Raw genomic sequence first — 19,409 nt, forward strand, 5'->3', positions numbered from 1 at the left:
CTCAGCCCGCCCCGGCGATCCGCAGCAGCCCGCCCGCGGCGTGCCGGTCGGCGAACGCGCGTACCCGGGCCAGCGTCGCCGCCGCGGCCGGCGGGTCCGCCTCGGTCAACGGCCCGACCGCCAGCGCGGACGCGATCATCTGGTCGGTCACGTCGGTCATCTCCGCGTACCCCTCGGCGGCGGTGGTGAGCAGCCGGCCCGCCCGCGCGGCGTCCCCGGCCCGCCGGGCCAGCGCCGCCTCGGCCGACCCCCCGGCCGCCCGCGCCCAGCGGGTCACCCGTGGCGCGTGGGCCAGCAGGTCGCGCACCAGCTCCGCGGCGTCGCCGCCGAGCAGCGCGGCGACGTGACCGACCGCCGGCACCCACTCGGCGAACGGGATCATCTTGGTCTGCCGCCAGTCCTCGTCCAGCTCGGTGAGCAGCGCCATCGCCTCGTCCCGGCGGCCCTGCACGGCGCGGCAGAGCGCGGCGTGCGCCAGCGTGGAGCGCAGCACGCGCTGGAAGCCGCTGCGCCGGGCCGCGACGAGCGCCTGGTCCACCAGGTCCTCGCCGGCGCCCGGGCCGGCCGGGTCGTCGCCGAGCGCCCGGATCCAGCCGGACACGGCCACGATGTGCAGGTCCCACTCGTCGGTCGGGCGTCGCGTCGACCCCTCGGCCATCCGCAGCGCCGCCGTCCAGTCCCCGCTGTAGTACGACTGGGCCCACTGGTCGCTGAAGCTCACCGTCAGCGCGTGCTCGCCGGCCAGGTCCAGGGACCGCTGCTCGTCGACCAGCCGGGCCGAGCCGGTCAGGTCGCCCTCCTCCTGCAGCACCCAGGCCAGGTTGTGCACCGCGCGGCGGCGGCTGGTCAGCCGCTCCACCCGGCACTCCTCGGTCACCTCGGCCAGTTCCGCGTACGCCTCCTCGGCGCCGGCCTGGTAGCGGACCACGGCGAGCGTGATGCGCGCGTTCGCCCGCGCCTCGGGCAGCCCCAGCCGCTCGGCCAGCTCGGCGGCGCTGCGCGCGGCCACGCACGCCGGCTCGGTCTCCGCGTCGAGCATGTGCGCCCGGGCCAGCTCCAGCAGCACGCCCACCTTGTCCTCGCTGTCCGGCAGCGTGGCGTGCAGCCCGATCGCCTGATCCAGGCAGCGCATCAGCTCCGAGCGGTCGGCCCGGGCGAAGGCCGCCGTGGCGAGCAGCCGCCACGCCTTCGCCGCGCCGGGCCGGTCACCGGCGTCGGCCAGCCGGCCGGCCAGCGTGGTGAGCAGCGCGGTCCCGCCGCCGTCGAGGAACCCGTCGCGGTCCCGGTAGAACGCCAGCTCGGCCTGGAACAGCTCCAGCGCCGGGTCCGGCCCGCACTCCACGCTCAGCGCGCGCTCCACGAGCGTGGCAGCGGTCTCCAGCGCGTGCAGCTCGTACGCCCGGCGGGCGGCCCGGTGCAGCGCGGACCGGGTCGCGGCGGCGTGCGGGGCCTGGTCCAGCCCGACGGTACGGGCGATCTCGTGCGCCGCCCACCTGTGGTTGGCCAGCACCTCGGCCCGGTCGTGCTGCCGGCCGTCGGCGAGCTGCTCCAGCCAGTCGGCGGTGCGCTGGTGCCGGGCGACCCGCTCGGCCCGGGGCAGCCGCTGGTAGCAGACGTCCCGGACCAGCACGTGCCGGAACCGGTACTCGGCCTGGCCGGGCATGGTCGAGACGGGCAGCTCGTAGACCAGGTCCCGGCGCTGGAGGTGGTGCAGCGCGCGCTCGACCCACTCCGTCGGGCGGCCGAGCGCCAGCGCCACCGGCGCCGCCCAGAACTGCACGCCCACCACCGAGGCGGCCTGGAGCACCGCGCGGTCGGCCGGGTCGAGCAGGTCCAGCCGGTTGGCGATGACCGCCTGCACGGTACGCGGCATCCCGGCGACCCCGGCCGGGTCGACGAGCGCGAGCCCGGCGGTCCGCTCGGCGAGCCCGCCGTCGAGCAGCATCCGCGCGTACTCCTGGGCGTAGAGCGGGTTGCCGTCGGCGAACTCGATCAGCGGCGCCCGCGCGTCCTGCGGCAGCGTGGCCTGGCCGAGCAGCAGCGAGTAGAGCGTGTCGATGTCCCCGTCGTGCATCGGCGGCACCGAGATGGACATCGCCCCGCTGATCGTGCCGGTCCAGGCCGGGTGCCGCTCGCGCAGCTCCGGCCGGGCGGTCGCGACGACGAGCAGCGGCACGTTGCGCGCCGCCGCGCCGAGCTGCTCGACGAAGGACAGCATCGCCTCGTCGGCCCAGTGCATGTCCTCGAAGACGAGCACCGTGGGGCCGGTCGCGGCCAGGGCGAGCAGGAAGCGCCGCCACGCCGCCTCGGTCTCGGCCGAGGTGAGCCGTTCGCCGGAGACGCCGACGAGCGGGCCCAGCGCCTCGGCCAGCCGTACCGCGTGCGGCTCGGCGAGGCGGCCCAGCCGCTCGCGCAGCCGGTCCCGGACGGTGGCCGGGTCGTCGGCGCCGGTCAGCCCGGCCCAGCTGCGGACGATGTCGGCGAGCGCGGCGTAGGTGACGTTCTCGCCGAACGGCGGGCACTGGCCGGTCAGCCAGGTGACCCGGGCGCCGGGCAGGCTGGCGGCGTGCCGGGCCAGCTCGCGCAGCAGCCGGCTCTTGCCCACCCCGGCCGGGCCGAAGACGGTGAGCAACTGCGAGGTGCGCTCGGTCAGCGTGCGGTGCAACGCGCTGACCAGCAGGCCCCGCTCGTGGTCCCGGTCGACCATCGGGGTCAGCTCGGCGGTCTGCCCGTCGCGCCGGGGCCGTGCCCGCACGGCCAGCCAGATCCGGCTCACCGTGGACCGGCCGCGCAACGTCACCGGCGGCTGGTCCGCGTACTCCATCTCGCGCCGGGTGGCCGCCCACGTGCTCTCGTCGACCACCACGCCGCCGACCGGGGCGAGCGCCTGCAACCGGCTGGCGGTGTTCACCACGTCGCCGGTGACGAACGCCTGGCCGCCGTCGCGCGCCGCGGCCAGGTCGACGAGGGCCTCGCCGGTGGCGATGCCGACCCGGAAACCCAGCGGCGGGTGCGGCCCGGCCGGCTGGCGGGCCAGGCTGCGCTGCAGCTCCAGCCCGGCGCGTACGCAGCGCAGCGCGTCGTTGTCGGTGGCCACCGGCGCGCCGAACAGCGCCATGACGGCGTCGCCGATGTATTTCTCCACCACGCCGCCGTACTGGTGCACCAGCCGGCGCACCGTGGCGAAGTAGACCTGTTGCAGGCTGCGTGCCTGCTCCGGATCGGCCCGCTCGGCGTACGTGGTGAAGTCGACGATGTCGATGAAGAGCACGCTGACCTGCCGGCGGTCCTCCTGTACCGCCACCGCGTGGTCGCGCAGCGGCTGACCGCAGTTGGTGCAGAAGTTCGCGCCGGTGTCGTTGGCGTGCCCGCAGCCCGGGCAGGACGCCGCCAGCGGACGGCCGCACCCGCCGCAGAAACGGTCGTCCGGCCCGGCGGTCCGGGCGCAGTGTCCACAGGTGAGGTCGATGTCCGGCTCCGTACGCGTGAGGTCCCCAGTGTCCCGCGCGGCCGCCGCAGTCGGGTACCCGACGGGTCGGCGGGACGTCACGGCTGTTCGGCCGGGTCTAGTCTCCCCTAGCAGGAAGTCCCGTCGACAGGGAGATTGCCGTGCACGTCCGGCTGTCCGCCTCATGGACCGATCCACGGGGGACGGTGTGGGCCGTCGGCGACACGGTCGACGTGGACGCCGTAACCCTCGCCGAACTGGAGGAAAAAGGAATGGTGGAGCAGCCCGCGGGTAGCGGATCGACCGAGACCACGACCACCACGACGACCCCGCCGAAGAAGACCGACCCCTCGAAGATCGGCCCGGGCCCGAGCGCGCCCCCGGCCGACAGCGACAAGGACTGACGGTCCGACCACGACGACGCGGGGGCCGGCGGGACGACCGCCGGCCCCCGCGTCGTCGTCGCTCAGCGGTCGTTCATGCCGGCCCGGCGGCGCAGCGCGGCCACGTCGGTGACCACGATGCGGCGCCCTTCGGTACGCAGCCAGCCCCGGCTGGCGAACGAGCCGATGGCCTGGTTGACGCTCTGCCGCGAGCCGCCGGCCATCTCGGCGAGCTGGCTCTGGTTCAGCTCGATGGTGATCATCGGGGCCTGGCTCTCGCCGGCCAGCCGGACCAGCGTCTTGGCCACCCGGCCCGGCAGGTCGAGGAAGACGTGGTCGGCGTTCTGCTCGGTGAGCCGGCGGATCAGCTGGCCGAGCGAGCGCATCACCGCGTCCAGGATGCGCGGGTTGGAGTGCACCAGTTCCATGAAGGCGGGCCGGGACAGCGCCAGCGCGGCGCAGTCCTCGATCGCCTCGGCCGAGGCGGACCGGGTGGAGGCGTCCAACAGGGACACTTCGCCGAGCACATCCGGGGGTCGGATCACCGACAGCACCGCGCGCTCGCCGGTCGGCGCGGTACGGAACACCGCGACCGCGCCGCGGCGCAGGACGATCAGCGACTCGCCGGGGTCGTTCTCGACGAAGAGCAGCTGCCCCTTGCGGTAGGTGCGCGGTACGGCCGCGGCGATGACCCGCTGCCGCACCTCCGGCTCGAGCCCGGCGAACATCTCCACGCCCGTGAGCGCGTCACCCGGCTCCGGCAGGCGAGACTCCACGGCTCAACCCCTCCCCGGTCAGAAGTCACGACTCGCACACCGGGTGAAGCTGTCAGTCCCGGTACGAAGGCAGCTCAACCGGTTCGGCGCCCGACGGCGGTACACATCAGATCATGACGGTCCCGTCGCGTGCTGTACACCCCCGGAGACACTTCCGTGACCATGGCCCGGCCGTGTCCGGCACGCCGCCGACCTCGGCGGACGCCCCGGCGGGCGGTCCCCGGCGGTGATGGGCGAGGATGAGGGCGATGGTCTACCGCTATTTCTACGACTGCGAATTCATCGAGGACGGCCGGATCGTCGACCTGGTGTCGATCGGCGTCGTCGACGAGTACGGCCGCGAGTTCTACGCGGTCTCCACCGAGTTCGACGACTCCCGGGCGGTGCCCTGGGTGCGGCGCAACGTGCTGGACAAGCTCCCCTCGCCGGCCGACCGGGCCTGGCGCTCGCGCGCGCGCATCCGTGACGACCTGCACGACTTCCTGCTGGAGCCGGTGCGGGACCGGCCGGGCGAGCAGCTGGAGCTGTGGGCCTGGTACGCCGCGTACGACCACGTCGTGCTGGCCCAGCTCTGGGGCGCGATGCCGGCGCTGCCCCGGGAGATCCCCCGGTTCACCAAGGAGCTGCGTCAGCTCTGGGACGACCGGGGGCGTCCCCGGCTGCCGGACGCCGAGGCGGACCGGCACGACGCGCTCGTCGACGCCCGGCACAACCTGGCACGGTGGCGGGCGATGACGGCGCGGGAGGTTTGACCGGTTCCGCCCAGGGCACGGGAGCGGCATCTACGCCGATCCGAGACAGGAGTGCCCCATGAGCCATGAGCCGACAAGCGCCGCGGACGCCCGCCGCCGGGTCACCGAGCTGATCCGGGACGCCCGGATCTGCCTGCTCACCACCACCGGCGTGGACGGTCGTCTGGTCAGCCGCCCGATGGGGCTGCAGGAGGCGGAGTTCGACGGGGACCTGTGGTTCTTCGCATACGCCGACTCGGCGAAGGTGCGGCAGATCCGGGTCAACCCCCAGGTGAACGTCGGTTTCTCCGACCAGCGCCACCACGCCTGGGTGTCGGTGGCCGGCACCGCCACCGAGGAGTGGGACCCCGAGCGGGCGAAGGAGCTGTGGAACCCGCTGCTCAAGGTGTGGTTCCCGGACGGTCTGGACACGCCGGGGATCACGTTGATCAAGGTGCACGCCGGCTCGGCGGAGTACTGGGACTCGCCCGGCAGCACAGTGGTGAACCTGCTCGGGTTCGCCAGGGCGGCGGTGACCGGCAAGCCGCCGAAGGCGGGGGAGAACCACGAGGTCAGCTACTGACGGGTAGGGCCGTCCGTCGTCCGGAACGGCCCGGGGTGCGGTGTCGGCGTACACCTGTGGCGACTACAGTGCGCACTGACGGCCCGCCCCGGGCCGGCAACGGCGCCGATGGTCTGATCTGACACATATCCTGGGGCTTATCCGGGCTTCACCTGATGCTCCAGGAGGATGAGCAGATCATGCGTATCGGCGTGCTCACCGGCGGCGGCGACTGCCCAGGTCTCAACGCGGTGATTCGGGCGGTGGTCCGCAAGGGCGTCGCCACCTACGGTCACGAGTTCGTGGGCTTCCGGGACGGCTGGAAGGGCCCGCTCGAGGGCCTGACCAAGCCGCTGGGCATCCCCGAGGTGCGCGGCATCCTGCCCCGCGGCGGCACCATCCTCGGCTCGTCCCGCACCAACCCGTTCAAGATCGAGAACGGCGTGGAGCGGATCAAGGAGAACCTGGCCGCCCAGGGCGTGGACGCGCTGATCGCGATCGGCGGCGAGGACACGCTCGGCGTCGCCACCAAGCTGCACGAGCTGGGCGTCCACGTCATCGGCGTGCCGAAGACGATCGACAACGACCTGGGCGCCACCGACTACACGTTCGGCTTCGACACCGCGGTGAACATCGCGATGGAGGCGATCGACCGGCTGCACACCACCGCGGAGAGCCACCACCGCACGCTCGTGGTCGAGGTCATGGGCCGGCACGCCGGCTGGATCGCGCTGCACGCCGGCCTCGCCGGTGGCGCCAACGTGATCCTGCTGCCGGAGCGGCAGTTCGACGTCGAGCAGGTCGCCGGCTACGTCGAGAAGCGCTTCCAGCACCAGTACGCCCCGATCGTCGTGGTCGCCGAGGGCGCCCAGCCGCTGGACGGCCAGATGGTGCTGCACAACCAGGAGCTGGACGCGTTCGGCCACGTCCGCCTGGGCGGCATCGGCCAGTGGCTCGCCGAGCAGCTGGAGGCCAAGACCGGCAAGGAGGCCCGCACCGTGGTGCTCGGCCACATCCAGCGTGGTGGCACGCCGACCGCGTTCGACCGGGTGCTCGCCACCCGGCTCGGCCTCCACGCGATCGACGCCGCGAACGAGGGCGACTGGGGCAAGATGGTCGCGATGCAGAGCACTGACATCGTCCGGGTCCCGCTGGCCGACGCCACCCGCGAGCTGAAGACCGTGCCGCTGGAGCGGTACGCCGAGGCCGAGGTCTTCTTCGGCAGCTGATCGACGGCGCACGGCGTGGCGGGCCGGTGATCCGGCCCGCCACGCCACGCCCACGTGACCCGGGAAGGGGTACGGCTGATGGCACGCGAGGTGCACACGGTCGCGGTGATCGGCGCCGGCAAGATCGGTGAGCTGATGCTGTCCGGGCTGCTGCGCTCCGGCTGGCCGGTGGAGCGGCTGCTCGCCACCGCGCGCCGCCCGGCCCGGGCGAAGGAGCTGGCCGACCGCTACGGCGTACGTGTGGTGGACAACCTCACCGCGGTGACCGAGGCCGAGGTGCTCGCGGTGTCGGTCAAGCCGCAGGACGCCGCCGCGCTGCTGGACGAGATCGGCCCGAAGGTGCCGGCGGACAAGCTGGTCATCTCGCTCTGCGCCGGCCTGCCGACGGCGTTCTTCAACCGACGGCTGCCAGAGGGCACCCCTGTGGTCCGGGTGATGACCAACACCCCGGCGCTCGTCGACCAGGCGATGAGCGCCATCTCGGCGGGCGCGTACGCCACCGGCGAGCACCTGGCCCTGGCGGAGGAGATGTTCTCCCCGCTCGGCTCGACCGTGCGGGTGCCCGAGTCGCAGCAGGACGCGGTCACCGCGCTCTCCGGCTCCGGCCCCGCCTACTTCTACCTGCTGGTCGAGGCGATGATCGACGCGGGGATCCTGCTCGGCCTGCCGCGCCAGGTGGCGCACGAGCTGATCGTGCAGACCGCGATCGGTTCGGCGGTGATGCTGCGCGACTCCGGCGAGCACCCGGTGAAGCTGCGCGAGGCGGTCACCTCGCCGGCCGGCACCACCATCTCCGCGGTCCGCGAGCTGGAGAACCACGGCGTACGCGCGGCCATGCTGGCGGCGCTGGAGGCGGCCCGGGACCGGGCCCGGGAACTCGCCGCCCAGGCGGACTGACGCTCAGCCGCGACGCGACGCCGGCCGCGGATGCCGCCGGAGCAGCAGGATCAGCACGGCCAGGGCGAGCGTCCCCCACAGTGGCACCCAGCGGGGCCGGTGCTGGGCGAGCGTGCCGACCGCGCCACCGACGCTGTAACTGACCAGGGCGAGCAGCCCGAGCAGGGTGCCCCGCCGGGCCCGGGCCCGGCCGGCGGCGGGGCCGAGCAGCCAGCGGGCGGCCCGCTCACCGGTCTTGGTCGTGGTGCCCGACTGGTAGGTGATCGGCGTGGCGATCCCCGCGGTACGGCTCGCCAGCGTGGTCAGGCTGCCCATGGCGGCCGCGCCGGCGGCGGCGAGCAGAACCCGGGACGCCGTGCCGTCCCGGCCGTACGCGAGCGCCAGGTTGAGCGCCGCCCAGACGATCATGGCGGCCTCGGTGACCGCGATGTCCACCAGCGGCGCCGACGTCGGCCCGGTGCGGCCGCGGAGCAGGCTGACCAGCCCGGCGGCGGTGGCGAACGCGACGATCGACGCCGCCGAGACCGGCCACGTGGAGTGCCCGCCGGTGGGCCCCATGCCGAGGAAGATGGCGTTTCCGGACTGGTTGGCGACGAACGCGCCGTATCGCAGGAACGCGAAGGAGTCCAGCGCGCCGGCGGTGACGACGGCGAGCACCAGCGCCGCGAGCGGGCGCCGGAACTCGCGGTAGGAGTCCGCGGGGTCGTACGGCGCCGACCGGTTCACCCGTCCCCCGTTCGTGTGCAGGAGCAGCCCCGGCAGTTTCGCTGTCGGGCCGCCGCGGCGAACCTACTATATGTCGCATATGTAGGGTTTAGGGCGCTTCGCAATGCGGCGACCGGACGCGCGGCCGGCCGCTGGGGCGCCGGGTACCTGATCACGCAGTTCTTCCTGAGCCTGCTCGACGCGCTCGGTCGCTCGGGCGTGTTCGCGCTGATCGCCGCCGACTACGACCGGCGGCGGCGGGCGCACGCCGGTTCCTGAAATCTCCCTGAACGGCTGCGGCGCGACTAAACCGCTCTTACCGTGACGGAATAGCTGAAACCGTACAAAGCGTGCGGACGAAGGGATCGCGAAGTGCATCTCACGCCGAAGGAATTCGACAAGCTGACGATCCACTCGTTGGCGATGGTCGCCAACGCCCGCAAGGCGCGCGGGGTCAAGCTCAACCACCCCGAGGCCGTGGCGGTGATCTGCGCCGCGGCGCTCGAGGGCGCGCGCGAGGGCAAGACCGTCGAGGAGGTCATGAACGACGCCAGCCACGTGCTCACGGCCGACGACGTGATCCCCGGCGTGGCGGACATGATCCCGATGCTCCAGGTCGAAGCGGTGTTCACCGACGGGTCACGGCTGATCACCGTCCACTCACCCATCCAGTAGAGCAGCGACCGGAGGCCACGGTCTCCGGCAGAGCGGGGGCGACATGGCGAAGCAACACCCGGGACCGAACTCCAAGCACCTTCGGCCCATCGGCGGCTACAAGCTCAGCGACCAACCTCTGGAACTCAACGCCGGGCGGCCGGTGACCGAGGTGGTCGTGCACAACACCGGTGACCGGCCCATCCAGGTCGGCTCCCACTTCCACTTCTTCGAGGCCAACCGTTTCCTGGAGTTCGACCGCCCGGCGGCGTTCGGCAAGCGGCTGAACATCCCGGCCACGACCTCGATCCGGTTCGAGCCCGGCGACCGCAAGACAGTGCAACTGATCCCGTACGGCGGCTCCCAGCGGGTGTACGGCTTCAACGGACTGGTCCAGGGCTGGACCGGCGACGGGCCGATCCCCGGGTACCGGCCGGACCGGGCCGAGGCGCTCCACCAGGCCCAGACGCGCGGCTTCAAGACCACGTCGCAGGACCAGGACCAGGGCAAGGGTCAGGACCAAGGCAAGGGCAAGGGCAAGTAGCCCGCCACTCTCAGACGCGCCAGAGCTGGAGCGATAACGCATGAGTCAGATCTCACGGCAGGAATACGCCGGAATGTACGGCCCGACCACGGGCGACCAGATCCGGCTGGGTGACACCGACCTCTACATCGAGATCGAGAAGGACTTGCGGGTCCTCGGTGACGAGGTCATGTACGGCGGTGGCAAGACCCTGCGCGACGGCATGGGCAGTGCCAGCCAGGCCACCAGCGCCGAGGGCGTGGTGGATCTGGTGATCACCAACGTGACAATCGTCGACGCGCTGCTCGGCGTGGTCAAGGCGGACGTGGGGATCAAGGACGGCAGGATCGCCGGGATCGGCAAGGCCGGCAACCCCAACATCATGGACGGGGTGACCCCGGGCCTGGTGACCGGACCGGGCACCGACGCGATCTCCGGTGAGCACCTGATCCTGACCGCCGGCGGCATCGACGCGCACGTACACCTGGTCACTCCGCAGCAGGTGTACGCCGCGCTCAGCAACGGCGTCACCACCCTGTGGGGCGGCGGCACCGGGCCCAGCGACAGCACCAACGGCGTCACCATCACGCCCGGCCCGTGGAACATCCACAACATGATGCGGGCCTTCGAGAACCTGCCGATCAACATCGGCCTGCTGGGCAAGGGCAACAGCAGCGGCCGGGCGCCCCTGGTCGAGCAGATCATGGCCGGGGTGCCCAGCTTCAAGATCCACGAGGACTGGGGCGCGCCGCCCGCGGTGATCCGGTCCTGCCTGGCCGTCGCAGACGAGTACGACGTCCAGATCAGCATCCACACCGACACGCTCAACGAGAGCGGCTACATCGAGGACAGCATCGCCGCCTTCGAGGGCCGGACCATCCACACGTTCCACACCGAGGGCGCGGGCGGCGGGCACGCGCCGGACATCATCAAGGTCGCCGGCCAGATGAACGTCCTGCCCGCGTCGACCACGCCCACAGTGCCGTACGGCATCAACAGCCAGTCCGAGCTGTACGACATGATCATGGTCTGCCACAACTTCAACCCGAAGGTGCCCTCGGACGTCGCCTTCGTGGAGAGCCGGATCCGCACCGAGACCATCGCCGCCGAGGACGTGCTCCTCGACGAGGGCGTCATCTCGATGATGCAGAGCGACTCGCAGGCCATGGGCCGGGTGGGGGAGACCTGGCTGCGCACCGTCCAGCTCGCCGGGCAGATGAAGAACGCCCGCGGCAAGCTGGCCGAGGACTCCGACGCCAACGACAACTTCCGCGTCCTGCGCTACGTCGCCAAGATGACCATCAACCCGGCGATCACCCAGGGCGTCTCGCACGTCATCGGCTCGGTCAGCCCGGGCAAGCTCGCCGACCTGGTGCTCTGGGAGCCCGCGTTCTTCGGCACGAAGCCGAAGATGGTGCTCAAGGGCGGCATGATCGCCTGGTCGATCATGGGCGACCCGAACGCCTCGCTGCCCACCCCGCAGCCGGTCTACTACCGGCCCATGTTCGGCGCCACCGGCTCCCAGCTCGCCAAGAACTGCGTGACGTTCGTGTCCCGGGCCGCGCACGAGTCCGGTGTGGCCGAACAGCTCGGCCTGCAACGGCAGGTCATGCCGGTCTACGGCTGCCGCAACCTGACCAAGCGCGACATGGTGCGCAACGACCGTACGCCGAAGCTTGAGGTCGACCCGGAGACCTTCGCCGTGAAGATGGACGGCGTGCACGCGACCGTGCCGGCGGCCAAGAACCTCCCCCTCAGCCAGCTCTACTTCTTCAGCTGACCCGGCGCGGCACCCGCCCCCGGCCGGGCCGGCGGCGGGGTCGCGTGAAAGGAGAACACATGCTCGTCGAAACGGTACTCGGCAACGTGAACGAGCCGGCCTGGACCGAGCGGCTCCGGGAGGCCAAGGTCGACGACCTGGTCCTCGACCAGTGGGACGCCCAGAAGAGCCGGCTGCGCCGGACCACGAGCCTCGGCACCGAGCTGGCGCTGTCCCTGGCCCGCGGCGTACGGCTGCGCGACGGCGACGTGCTCGCCTGGGACGACGCCACGGCGACCGCTGTGGTGGCCCGGATCGCGCTCGGCGAGGTGATGGTCGTGCACCTCGACACGCTGCACGGCGAGTCGCTGGACATGGTGATCCGTTCCGCCGTCGAACTCGGCCACGCGATCGGCAACCAGCACTGGCCGGCGGTGGTGAAGGGCACCAAGATGTACGTCCCGCTGACGGTGGACCGCAAGGTCATGGACTCGGTGATGCGGACACACGCGTTCACCGGCCTCACCCACGAGTTCATCCCCGGCACCGAGATCATCGCGTACCTGGCCCCGCACGAGTCGCGGCGGCTGTTCGGCGGGGCCGACTCGACCCCGCACACGCACCTGCCCGCCGACCTGAACTGAGGGGCCGGGGTGTCCACGGTGACTGAGGCCCTGAAGCTGCTCCAGTTCGGCGACTCGGTCTTCCCGGTCGGCGCGTTCTCCTTCTCCAACGGGCTGGAGACGGCGGTCGAGCAGGGCGCGGTGCACGACCGGACCACGTTGCAGGAGTTCGTGCGGACGGTCACCCGTGCCGCCGCCACCGCTGACGGGGTGGCGCTGCTCGTGGCGCACCGCGCCGCGCGTGCCGGTGACCTCGACCGGATCCGGGCGGCCGACGAGGCCGTACACCTGCGCAAGATCAACGAGGAGACGCGGACGATGACCGTCCGCATGGGGCGCAAGCTGGCCGAGGCCGCCGAACGGGTGGTGGGGGAGTCCCTGCTGCGCAAGCGCGTCGCGGAGAGCGGCGGCGGCGTCCCGGTCACCTACCCGGTCGCGCTCGGCGTGCTCTTCGCCGAACTCGGCGTGGGCGAGGCGGACGCGTTCGCCGCCCACCAGTACGGCGCGGCCTCCATGGTGCTCGGCGCGGCGGTCCGGCTGATGCGGGTGGACCACCTCGACACCCAGTCGATCCTCTTCGCGGTGAACGAGCGGGTCGGCGAGGACTACGAGGAGGTGCGCACCGCCGGGCTGGACGACATGCAGAGCTTCGCGCCGCACCTCGACGTGCTGGCCGGCGCGCACCAGCACGCACACGTACGCATGTTCATGAGCTGAGCGCTCACCCACCTGAAGGGCTTCTTCGAAAATGAAATCAGCGAGTCGGATCGGCGTCGGCGGCCCGGTGGGCAGCGGCAAGACGGCCATCATCGAGGCCGTCGTGCCCCGCCTGGTCGAGCAGGGCCTGCGCATCCTGGTCATCACCAACGACGTGGTCACCACCGAGGACGCCAAGCACGTCCGCCGCGCCCTGACCGGCGTACTGGTGGAGGAGCGCATCGTCGGCGTGGAGACCGGCGCCTGCCCGCACACCGCCGTCCGCGAGGACCCCAGCATGAACCTCGCGGCGGTGGAGGACATGGAGGCGCGGTTCCCGGACAGCGACGTCGTGCTCATCGAGAGCGGCGGGGACAACCTCACGCTCACGTTCAGCCCCGCGCTCGTCGACTACTTCATCTACGTGATCGACGTGGCGGCCGGCGACAAGATCCCGCGCAAGAACGGTCCGGGCATCTCCAAGTCCGACATCCTCGTGATCAACAAGACCGACCTGGCCCCGTACGTCGACGCCGACCTGGACGTGATGGCCCGCGACGCCGAGCTGATGCGCGGCGGCAAGCCGTTCGTGTTCACCAACTGCAAGACCGGCGAGGGCATCGACGACCTGGTGGACCTGGTCCGCCGCAACGCGCTGTTCGACGCCGAAGTGCTGGCATGACCACTCTGGACTCCGTCCGGGAACTCGCGCCGTACCAGGACCAGCCGGCGCAGCTGCCGGCCGCCGCGAACGGCAAGGTGGGCATCCTCCGGCTGGGGTTCGAGTGGCGCGAGGACCAGGACCGGACCATCCTGCGCGACGTCTTCCGGCAGTCGCCGCTGCTGGTGCAGCGCGCGTTGTACTGGGACGAGGAGATGCCGGGCCTGCCCTGCGTCATGATCCTCACCACCTCGGGCGGCGTGCTTCAGGGCGACCGGTTGCGCATCGACGTCGACCTGGGGCCGGGCGCGCAGGCGCACCTGGTCACCCAGGCCGCCACCAAGATCCAGGAGATGGACGCCAACTACGGCACCCAGACCCAGAGCTTCACCCTGGCCGAGGATGCCTACCTGGAGTTCCTGCCCGAGCCGGTGATCCCGTTCCGGCGCAGCCGGTTCGTCTCCGACACCGTGGTCCGGCTCCCGGAGACCGCGACAATGCTGTACGCCGAGGTGCTCCAGCCCGGCCGCAAGTACTACCGCGACGGCGAGATCTTCGCGTACGACCTGTTCTCCACCACGCTGCGGGCGCACCGGCCCGACGGACGCCCGTTGTTCGTGGAGAAGTTCGTCATCACTCCCGGCCGGTTCCCGGTGACGCGGATCGGCATGATGGACCGCTTCCACGTCTTCGGCAACGTCGTGCTGCTCACCGACCCGGACCGGGCGGCCCGGGTCTTCGAGCGGACCGCGACGCCGGTGTGGGACGAGCAGACGCCGCTGGCCACCGCCGTCAGCCGGCTGCCGAACGACGCCGGCCTGGTGTTCAAGGTGCTCGGGCAGGAGACCGAACCGGTCCGCGCCGCGGTACGCGCGTTCTGCACTGCCGCCCGCGAAGAGGTGACCGGCTGCACCTTCCCGCCGGTCTTCAGCTGGCGTTGAGGCGAGGAGAACAGCGGCATGGCCGACATCGGACGTGGCTGGCACCGGCTGGCCGACCGGAACCCGGCGGTCGGATTCGTCGACGCGAGCCTGCGCGGCGCCGCGCAGGTGGTGCTCCAGAACAATCCGCTCAGCGGCCTGCTCATCCTGATCGCGCTGGCCTGGGGCGCGTTCGAGAACGGAACGCCCCGGGTGTTCGGCGGCGGCGTGCTCGGCCTGGTCTTGGGCACCGCGACCGCGCTGGCGCTGCGGGTCGACATGTCCAGCTGGCGCAAGGGCCTGTTCGGCTTCAGCCCGCTGCTGACCGGCCTCGCGGTGCCCACGTTCCTCGACCAGCGCCCGCTGATGTGGCTCTACCTCGTGCTCGGCGCGATCGGCACGGTGGTGGTCACGCTCGCCCTCAACGCCGTGTTCAAACGCTGGAACCTGACCGCCTACACGTTCCCGTTCGTGCTCACGACCTGGTTCCTGCTGATGGCGGCGTACCAGTTCGACAGGTTCACGGTGCTCACCAAGCTGACGCCGAAGTTCCCCGGTGAGGGATCCCTGACCGGCGGCACGTTCGACTGGGGCCTCATCCCGGTCTTCTTCAAGGGCGTGTCCCAGGTCTACCTGATCGAGAGCTGGGTCACCGGCCTGCTCATCCTCGTCGCCCTGCTGATCAACTCCCGGTGGTCGGCGCTGTTCGCGGTGATCGGCGCCGTCGGCGCGACACTGCTGGCGCTCTGGTTCGGCGCCGACGGCGCGTCCCTGGACAAGGGGCTGTTCGCCTTCAACGCGGTGCTGACCGCGATCGTGGTGGGCGCTGTGGCGCACCGTCCCGGCGCACTGGTCACCGTCTACACGCTGTTCGGAATCGCGCTGACGCTGCTCGTACAGATGGCGCTGACCACCATGCTCACCCCGCTCGGCATCCCGGTGCTCACCGGGCCGTTCAACATCGCCACCTGGCTGTTGCTGCTGCCGGACCGGCACTTCGCGCCGGTGCCCAACCACGAACGGGTCAGGGACACCGTGATGCACACCGTCCGCGACTCCGTCCACCTGCGAGAGAAGGAGGGAAACCGTGTCCGCTCCGAACGCGGGTGACACCGCCTGGGTGCTCGTCTGCGCCGGCCTGGTCCTGTTCATGACACCGGGGCTCGCCGCGTTCTACGGCGGCATGGTCCGCACCCGCAACGTGCTGGCGATGCTGCAACAGAACATGATCGCGCTGGGCGTGGTCAGCCTGACCTGGGTGCTCGTCGGCTACACCATCGCCTTCGGCGACGACGCCGGCAGCGGACTGTTCGGCAACCTGGAACTGTTCGGGCTCGCCGACCTCAAGGTGCCGCCCGCGCCCAACCTGCACGTGGTCGACGGCCGGATCACCATCCCGACGCTGGCGTTCGTACTGTTCCAGATGATGTTCGCGGTGATCACGCCGGCGCTCGTCACCGGCGCCACCGCGGGCCGGCTGCGTTTCGGCGGCTGGGTGCTGTTCCTCGCGGTCTGGTCGGTGGTGGTCTACGCGCCGATCGCGCACTGGCTCTGGCATCCCGGCGGATGGCTGGCGAAGTTCGGCACCCAGGACTGGGCCGGCGGGCTCGTCGTGCACGCCAGCGCCGGCGCCGCCGTCCTCGCCGTCCTGCTCGTCGTCGGCCGGCGCCGGGACTGGCCGCACACCGCCGCGCCACCCAACTCGATCCCGCTGACCATCGTCGGCGCCGGCATCCTCTGGTTCGGCTGGTTCGGCTTCAACGGCGGCGACGGCCTCCAGGCCAACGGCCTGGCCGCGCAGGCCGTCCTCAACACGCACCTGGCCGCCGCCGCGGCGATGCTCGTCTGGCTGGCGCTGGAGCGCGTCACCGACGGACACAGCACCGTCGTGGGCGCGGTCTCCGGCGCGGTCGCGGGCCTGGCCACTGTCACCCCGACCGCCGGGTACGTCAACGCGGCCTCGGCCGTCGCGATCGGCGCGCTGGCCGGCCTGGTCTGCCACTTCGCGCTGAAACTGAAGTACCTGCTGCGCCTCGACGACGCGCTCGACGTGCTCGCCGTGCACTTCGTCGGCGGCATGCTCGGCACGCTCCTGCTCGGCCTGTTCGGCAACCGCGGGGTCAACCCGCTCGGCGCGGACGGGCTGTTCCTCGGCGGCGGGGGCGGCCTGCTGTGGCGCCAGCTCGTCGGCGTGGTGAGCGTGGTCGCGTTCTCGTTCGTCCTGACCTGGCTGATCGCCGCCGGGGTGCAGGCACTCATCGGCCTGCGTGTGCCGCCGGCCGATCAGGAACGCCTGGACCAGGCGCAACAGGGCGCCGACGCCTACCACCTGGGCGGGGTCACCAGCCTGACCGCGCCGGGCGCGCCCCGCCGCCGTGCCGCGGCGGCGCCGGCCGGCGAACCAGCAGTGCCACCAGGCCAGCGGGTACGGGTGGTCACCGCGCTGCTGGAACCGGACCCGGCGGCGAACAGCGCCGACCTGCGCGACGCCCTGCTTGCCGCCGGCGCGATCTCGGTGATCGTCAGCGACGCCGCCGTGGCGACGACGACGCCGCAGGCGAGCCTGCTGCCGCGTGGTTACTGGCAGGAGCAGCCGTTGTCGGCCCGGTTGCGGGTCACGGTGCTGGTCGGTGCGGACGGGGTGGGGGCGGTGCTGGACGAGTTGGACCGGATGGGCGCGCGGCGGAGCGACACGTTCGTGCAGGAGGCGGAACGCGTCCAGTCCTGACGGTCCGTCGACCGATGCCGGCGGACAGCTCACCGGAGAAAGTCACGACAGGCCCTCGTGACCTGTGTGGGGTCGTTCTGGTGCCACTCAATCAACAGCGGCTGATGCCCTGAGGACCGGAATGGAGTCGATCTTCTGGGAGCTGAGGCTTTCCCAGTAGATGCCGGCCGGGCGCTGGCTTCGACGGCACTCGATCACCTCGTCCGGAGTGACGATCAAGTCGACTCGGAAGTCGTGCGACGACTCGGGAAGCGGTCCTTCAACGACCTGTAGCGAGTGCACCGTCGTAGCGAGGATGGTGGAGGGGCCGACCAAGCCGGCCTCGGTGAGCAGGGCGACCTCGATGTCCGAGTAGCCCGCGCCCTTTCCGATCCGTACCCCGTCACGATTGACCGCAACGCTGCCGCACAGCACCAGATCCACCGGCTGCATCTCGCTGATGTTGACCTTGGGAGTGTGATCCGCCGCGCCGCTACCAGTGGCGACATCGGCTGGTGCTGCATTCAGGTTGGCGGGATCGAGCAGGTAGAACGGCCGAATGTCGGCGAGCTTGGGCACTGCCATGTAGAGGAGTTTGCCCTCGGCAAGCGCACGCAGCCTCACCGGAAGTTGAGCCTTGTCCGGGTTGGATTTGATGACGCGAGCGCTGCGCCAGGCATCATGCGCCGTAAGCCGTTCTGCGGCTTGCTCAGCTCCAACAAAGTCAGGGATACGCCCGTGCGCTCCAGGGGGTAGCGCCTGGGCAGCCTGTTCCAACCGTGACCAAACGGCCTTACGCGCCTCACGTTTTGCCTCATCGACGTCCATGTGGCCTCCTCATGACGACATCAGCGCGAGCGTCCGGTCTATGACCTCCTGGACGTCCGGCTGGTCTCGCCATGGTCGCAGTTCGCGGCCGACGGCGAACAGGACGTTTACCGCACCACCTCCACGGGATTCCTCGACGGCGTCGATCACCTGGTGCAGAGTTACCGTCGCGCCATCGAGGTCACGCTGTCGTAGGTGGGCCATCGCGAGGTTGCCGAGGGCGATGGCATACGACTTCCGGCGTTCCCGAATCTCGGACGGAACGCGTTCAAGAAGGAGTTGAGCCCGCTTCGGGTCGCCAAGGTGGAGGTAACAGGAGCCGGCAAGCCGGTTGAGCTGTCCCGCGGTATCAGTTGCGCCGTCCTGGCTGTCGTGGTCCGCGCGGCTCAATTGGCTCTCGGCTTGACCGAGGGCGCGCTCGCAGGCTGCGCGGTCTCCCATCATTGCGTTGGCCTCACCGATATGCAGCAGCGCCAGTGCCGACAAGGTGCGGTCACCACGGCGCGAGGCGAGTTCTTCCGCTCCGGCTGCCAGCGCGAGGCCACCCTTCGGATCGCCCTGACTGTAGAGCGCGATGAAACCTCGGCGAAGTCGTGCTTGCGCCTCCGTATCGGCATCCTTGTTCTGCTTCGCGGCATGTGCCGCCTGGTCGTAGTAGCTCAGGGCAGCCTGCGCGCTTCTTCGCTGCGACGCATCCCAGACGAGTTGGCCCATGAAGATTGAGGCTGCGGCTTCGACACTGCGCAGGGCGTGGCGGACAGCCTCGCCGGCAGCATGCTCGCGGAGTAGGCAGACCTCGCTGTGTAGACGGCTCGCATTTGGAAGGATCGCTATGGATGGACTGGTGTCGTAGCTGTCGATCAACTGGGTTAGCGTCAGCCGCAGGTTGGCCACGGTGGACAGGTCGACCGTTCGAGGATTCTTCAACACGGCGGACAGCCGTTCGTCTCGTCGAGTGCGAGCGGAGTCGATATCGGCGAGCAGGTCACCGAGTTCCTCGGGCGATACTCCCAGAGCGTCGGCGAGCCGGAGCCTGACCCATGGCTGCGGTTCTGAATCGGCACGTTCCCACCGCACCACGGTGGTGCGGTCGACACCGAGCTTCTCCGCGAGGCTCTCTTGGCTGTAGCCGACGGTCTTTCGGCGCTGAATCAAGCGGTGTCGCCTCAGGGCCATCACGGCGCCTTCCGATGCGGAGTGTGATTGAGCGGCACTACACAGTTACTCCGCCGCTGATCGTGATGCAACACCTCTGCACATGTTTCGCCAAGTTGCCGCCCTGGGGCCGAATCGCCAGCACCGCGAGG

General features: G+C 71.0%; 20 protein-coding genes. 15 read left to right on the plus strand and 5 right to left on the minus strand.

The annotated features are described in order from the left end of the window. Position 1 precedes the first annotated feature (1 nt). Positions 2–3,550 carry an adenylate/guanylate cyclase domain-containing protein gene (locus tag O7542_RS03865; RefSeq protein WP_233607754.1) on the minus strand — a complete coding sequence of 1,183 codons (3,549 nt, stop codon included), beginning with the start codon at positions 3,548–3,550 and terminating at the stop codon, positions 2–4. A 59-nt stretch (positions 3,551–3,609) separates the two neighbouring features. Between O7542_RS03865 and O7542_RS03870 the strand changes: the two genes are divergently transcribed. Next, entirely contained in the window at positions 3,610–3,852 is a 243-nt protein-coding gene (locus O7542_RS03870) for a hypothetical protein (protein ID WP_043329413.1), read from the plus strand. 62 nt (positions 3,853–3,914) lie between these two features. On the opposite strand, the gene O7542_RS03875 is transcribed toward O7542_RS03870, so the two are convergent. Further along, the gene (locus O7542_RS03875; RefSeq protein WP_013287664.1) at positions 3,915–4,607 is read right to left on the minus strand and encodes a Crp/Fnr family transcriptional regulator; all 693 of its coding nucleotides are present in this window, start codon (positions 4,605–4,607) and stop codon (positions 3,915–3,917) included. 248 nt (positions 4,608–4,855) lie between these two features. Between O7542_RS03875 and O7542_RS03880 the strand changes: the two genes are divergently transcribed. The 4 genes from O7542_RS03880 to proC all read left to right on the plus strand — a co-directional run bounded on the left by O7542_RS03880 (position 4,856) and on the right by proC (position 8,026). Beyond that, positions 4,856–5,359, plus strand: a complete 504-nt coding sequence (locus O7542_RS03880; RefSeq protein ID WP_043329415.1) for a polyadenylate-specific 3'-exoribonuclease AS — start codon at positions 4,856–4,858, stop codon at positions 5,357–5,359. A 58-nt stretch (positions 5,360–5,417) separates the two neighbouring features. Continuing rightward, positions 5,418–5,921, plus strand: coding sequence for a pyridoxamine 5'-phosphate oxidase family protein (locus O7542_RS03885; RefSeq protein ID WP_043329417.1), 504 nt, complete (start codon positions 5,418–5,420; stop codon positions 5,919–5,921). Positions 5,922–6,100: 179 nt separating this feature from the next. Continuing rightward, a complete protein-coding gene (locus O7542_RS03890) occupies positions 6,101–7,129 on the plus strand; it encodes a 6-phosphofructokinase (protein ID WP_043331080.1) in 1,029 nt (342 codons plus the stop codon). Positions 7,130–7,207: 78 nt separating this feature from the next. Next, complete coding sequence (proC, locus tag O7542_RS03895) at positions 7,208–8,026, plus strand: pyrroline-5-carboxylate reductase (RefSeq protein ID WP_043331082.1); 819 nt, start codon at positions 7,208–7,210, stop codon at positions 8,024–8,026. A gap of 3 nt (positions 8,027–8,029) precedes the next feature. On the opposite strand, the gene O7542_RS03900 is transcribed toward proC, so the two are convergent. Next, positions 8,030–8,752, minus strand: a complete 723-nt coding sequence (locus O7542_RS03900) for a YoaK family protein (protein ID WP_274479116.1) — start codon at positions 8,750–8,752, stop codon at positions 8,030–8,032. Positions 8,753–8,767: 15 nt separating this feature from the next. On the opposite strand from O7542_RS03900, the gene O7542_RS03905 reads away from it, so the two are divergent. From O7542_RS03905 to O7542_RS03950, 10 genes are all read left to right on the plus strand, one after another. Continuing rightward, positions 8,768–9,010, plus strand: coding sequence for a hypothetical protein (locus O7542_RS03905; protein WP_209964531.1), 243 nt, complete (start codon positions 8,768–8,770; stop codon positions 9,008–9,010). A 93-nt stretch (positions 9,011–9,103) separates the two neighbouring features. Then, positions 9,104–9,406: an urease subunit gamma gene (locus O7542_RS03910; RefSeq protein WP_013287657.1), complete on the plus strand. Its 303-nt coding sequence runs from the start codon at positions 9,104–9,106 to the stop codon at positions 9,404–9,406. Between the two features lie 43 nt (positions 9,407–9,449). Then, positions 9,450–9,929, plus strand: coding sequence for an urease subunit beta (locus O7542_RS03915; RefSeq protein WP_043329420.1), 480 nt, complete (start codon positions 9,450–9,452; stop codon positions 9,927–9,929). Between the two features lie 40 nt (positions 9,930–9,969). Further along, positions 9,970–11,688, plus strand: a complete 1,719-nt coding sequence (locus O7542_RS03920; protein ID WP_043329421.1) for an urease subunit alpha — start codon at positions 9,970–9,972, stop codon at positions 11,686–11,688. 59 nt (positions 11,689–11,747) lie between these two features. Further along, positions 11,748–12,311 carry an urease accessory protein UreE gene (gene ureE, locus O7542_RS03925; RefSeq protein WP_013475749.1) on the plus strand — a complete coding sequence of 188 codons (564 nt, stop codon included), beginning with the start codon at positions 11,748–11,750 and terminating at the stop codon, positions 12,309–12,311. Between the two features lie 18 nt (positions 12,312–12,329). Next, on the plus strand, positions 12,330–13,007 hold the full coding sequence (locus tag O7542_RS03930) for an urease accessory protein UreF (RefSeq protein ID WP_233514630.1): 678 nt from the start codon (positions 12,330–12,332) through the stop codon (positions 13,005–13,007). Positions 13,008–13,038: 31 nt separating this feature from the next. Then, a complete protein-coding gene (gene ureG / locus O7542_RS03935) occupies positions 13,039–13,668 on the plus strand; it encodes an urease accessory protein UreG (protein WP_013287653.1) in 630 nt (209 codons plus the stop codon). Further along, positions 13,665–14,588, plus strand: coding sequence for an urease accessory protein UreD (locus O7542_RS03940; protein WP_281605715.1), 924 nt, complete (start codon positions 13,665–13,667; stop codon positions 14,586–14,588). Before ureG ends, O7542_RS03940 begins: the two co-directional genes overlap by 4 nt. An 18-nt stretch (positions 14,589–14,606) precedes the next feature. After that, positions 14,607–15,677: an urea transporter gene (yut, locus tag O7542_RS03945; RefSeq protein WP_281605716.1), complete on the plus strand. Its 1,071-nt coding sequence runs from the start codon at positions 14,607–14,609 to the stop codon at positions 15,675–15,677. Further along, entirely contained in the window at positions 15,655–17,295 is a 1,641-nt protein-coding gene (locus O7542_RS03950) for an ammonium transporter (protein WP_281605717.1), read from the plus strand. Before yut ends, O7542_RS03950 begins: the two co-directional genes overlap by 23 nt. 87 nt (positions 17,296–17,382) lie before the next feature. On the opposite strand, the gene O7542_RS03955 is transcribed toward O7542_RS03950, so the two are convergent. Continuing rightward, positions 17,383–18,102: a 5-formyltetrahydrofolate cyclo-ligase gene (locus O7542_RS03955; RefSeq protein WP_281605718.1), complete on the minus strand. Its 720-nt coding sequence runs from the start codon at positions 18,100–18,102 to the stop codon at positions 17,383–17,385. Between the two features lie 9 nt (positions 18,103–18,111). After that, a complete protein-coding gene (locus O7542_RS03960) occupies positions 18,112–19,257 on the minus strand; it encodes a helix-turn-helix transcriptional regulator (protein WP_281605719.1) in 1,146 nt (381 codons plus the stop codon). Positions 19,258–19,409: the final 152 nt, after the last annotated feature.

The organism is Micromonospora sp. WMMC264, from assembly GCF_027497275.1.
GTDB lineage: Bacteria > Actinomycetota > Actinomycetes > Mycobacteriales > Micromonosporaceae > Micromonospora > Micromonospora chalcea.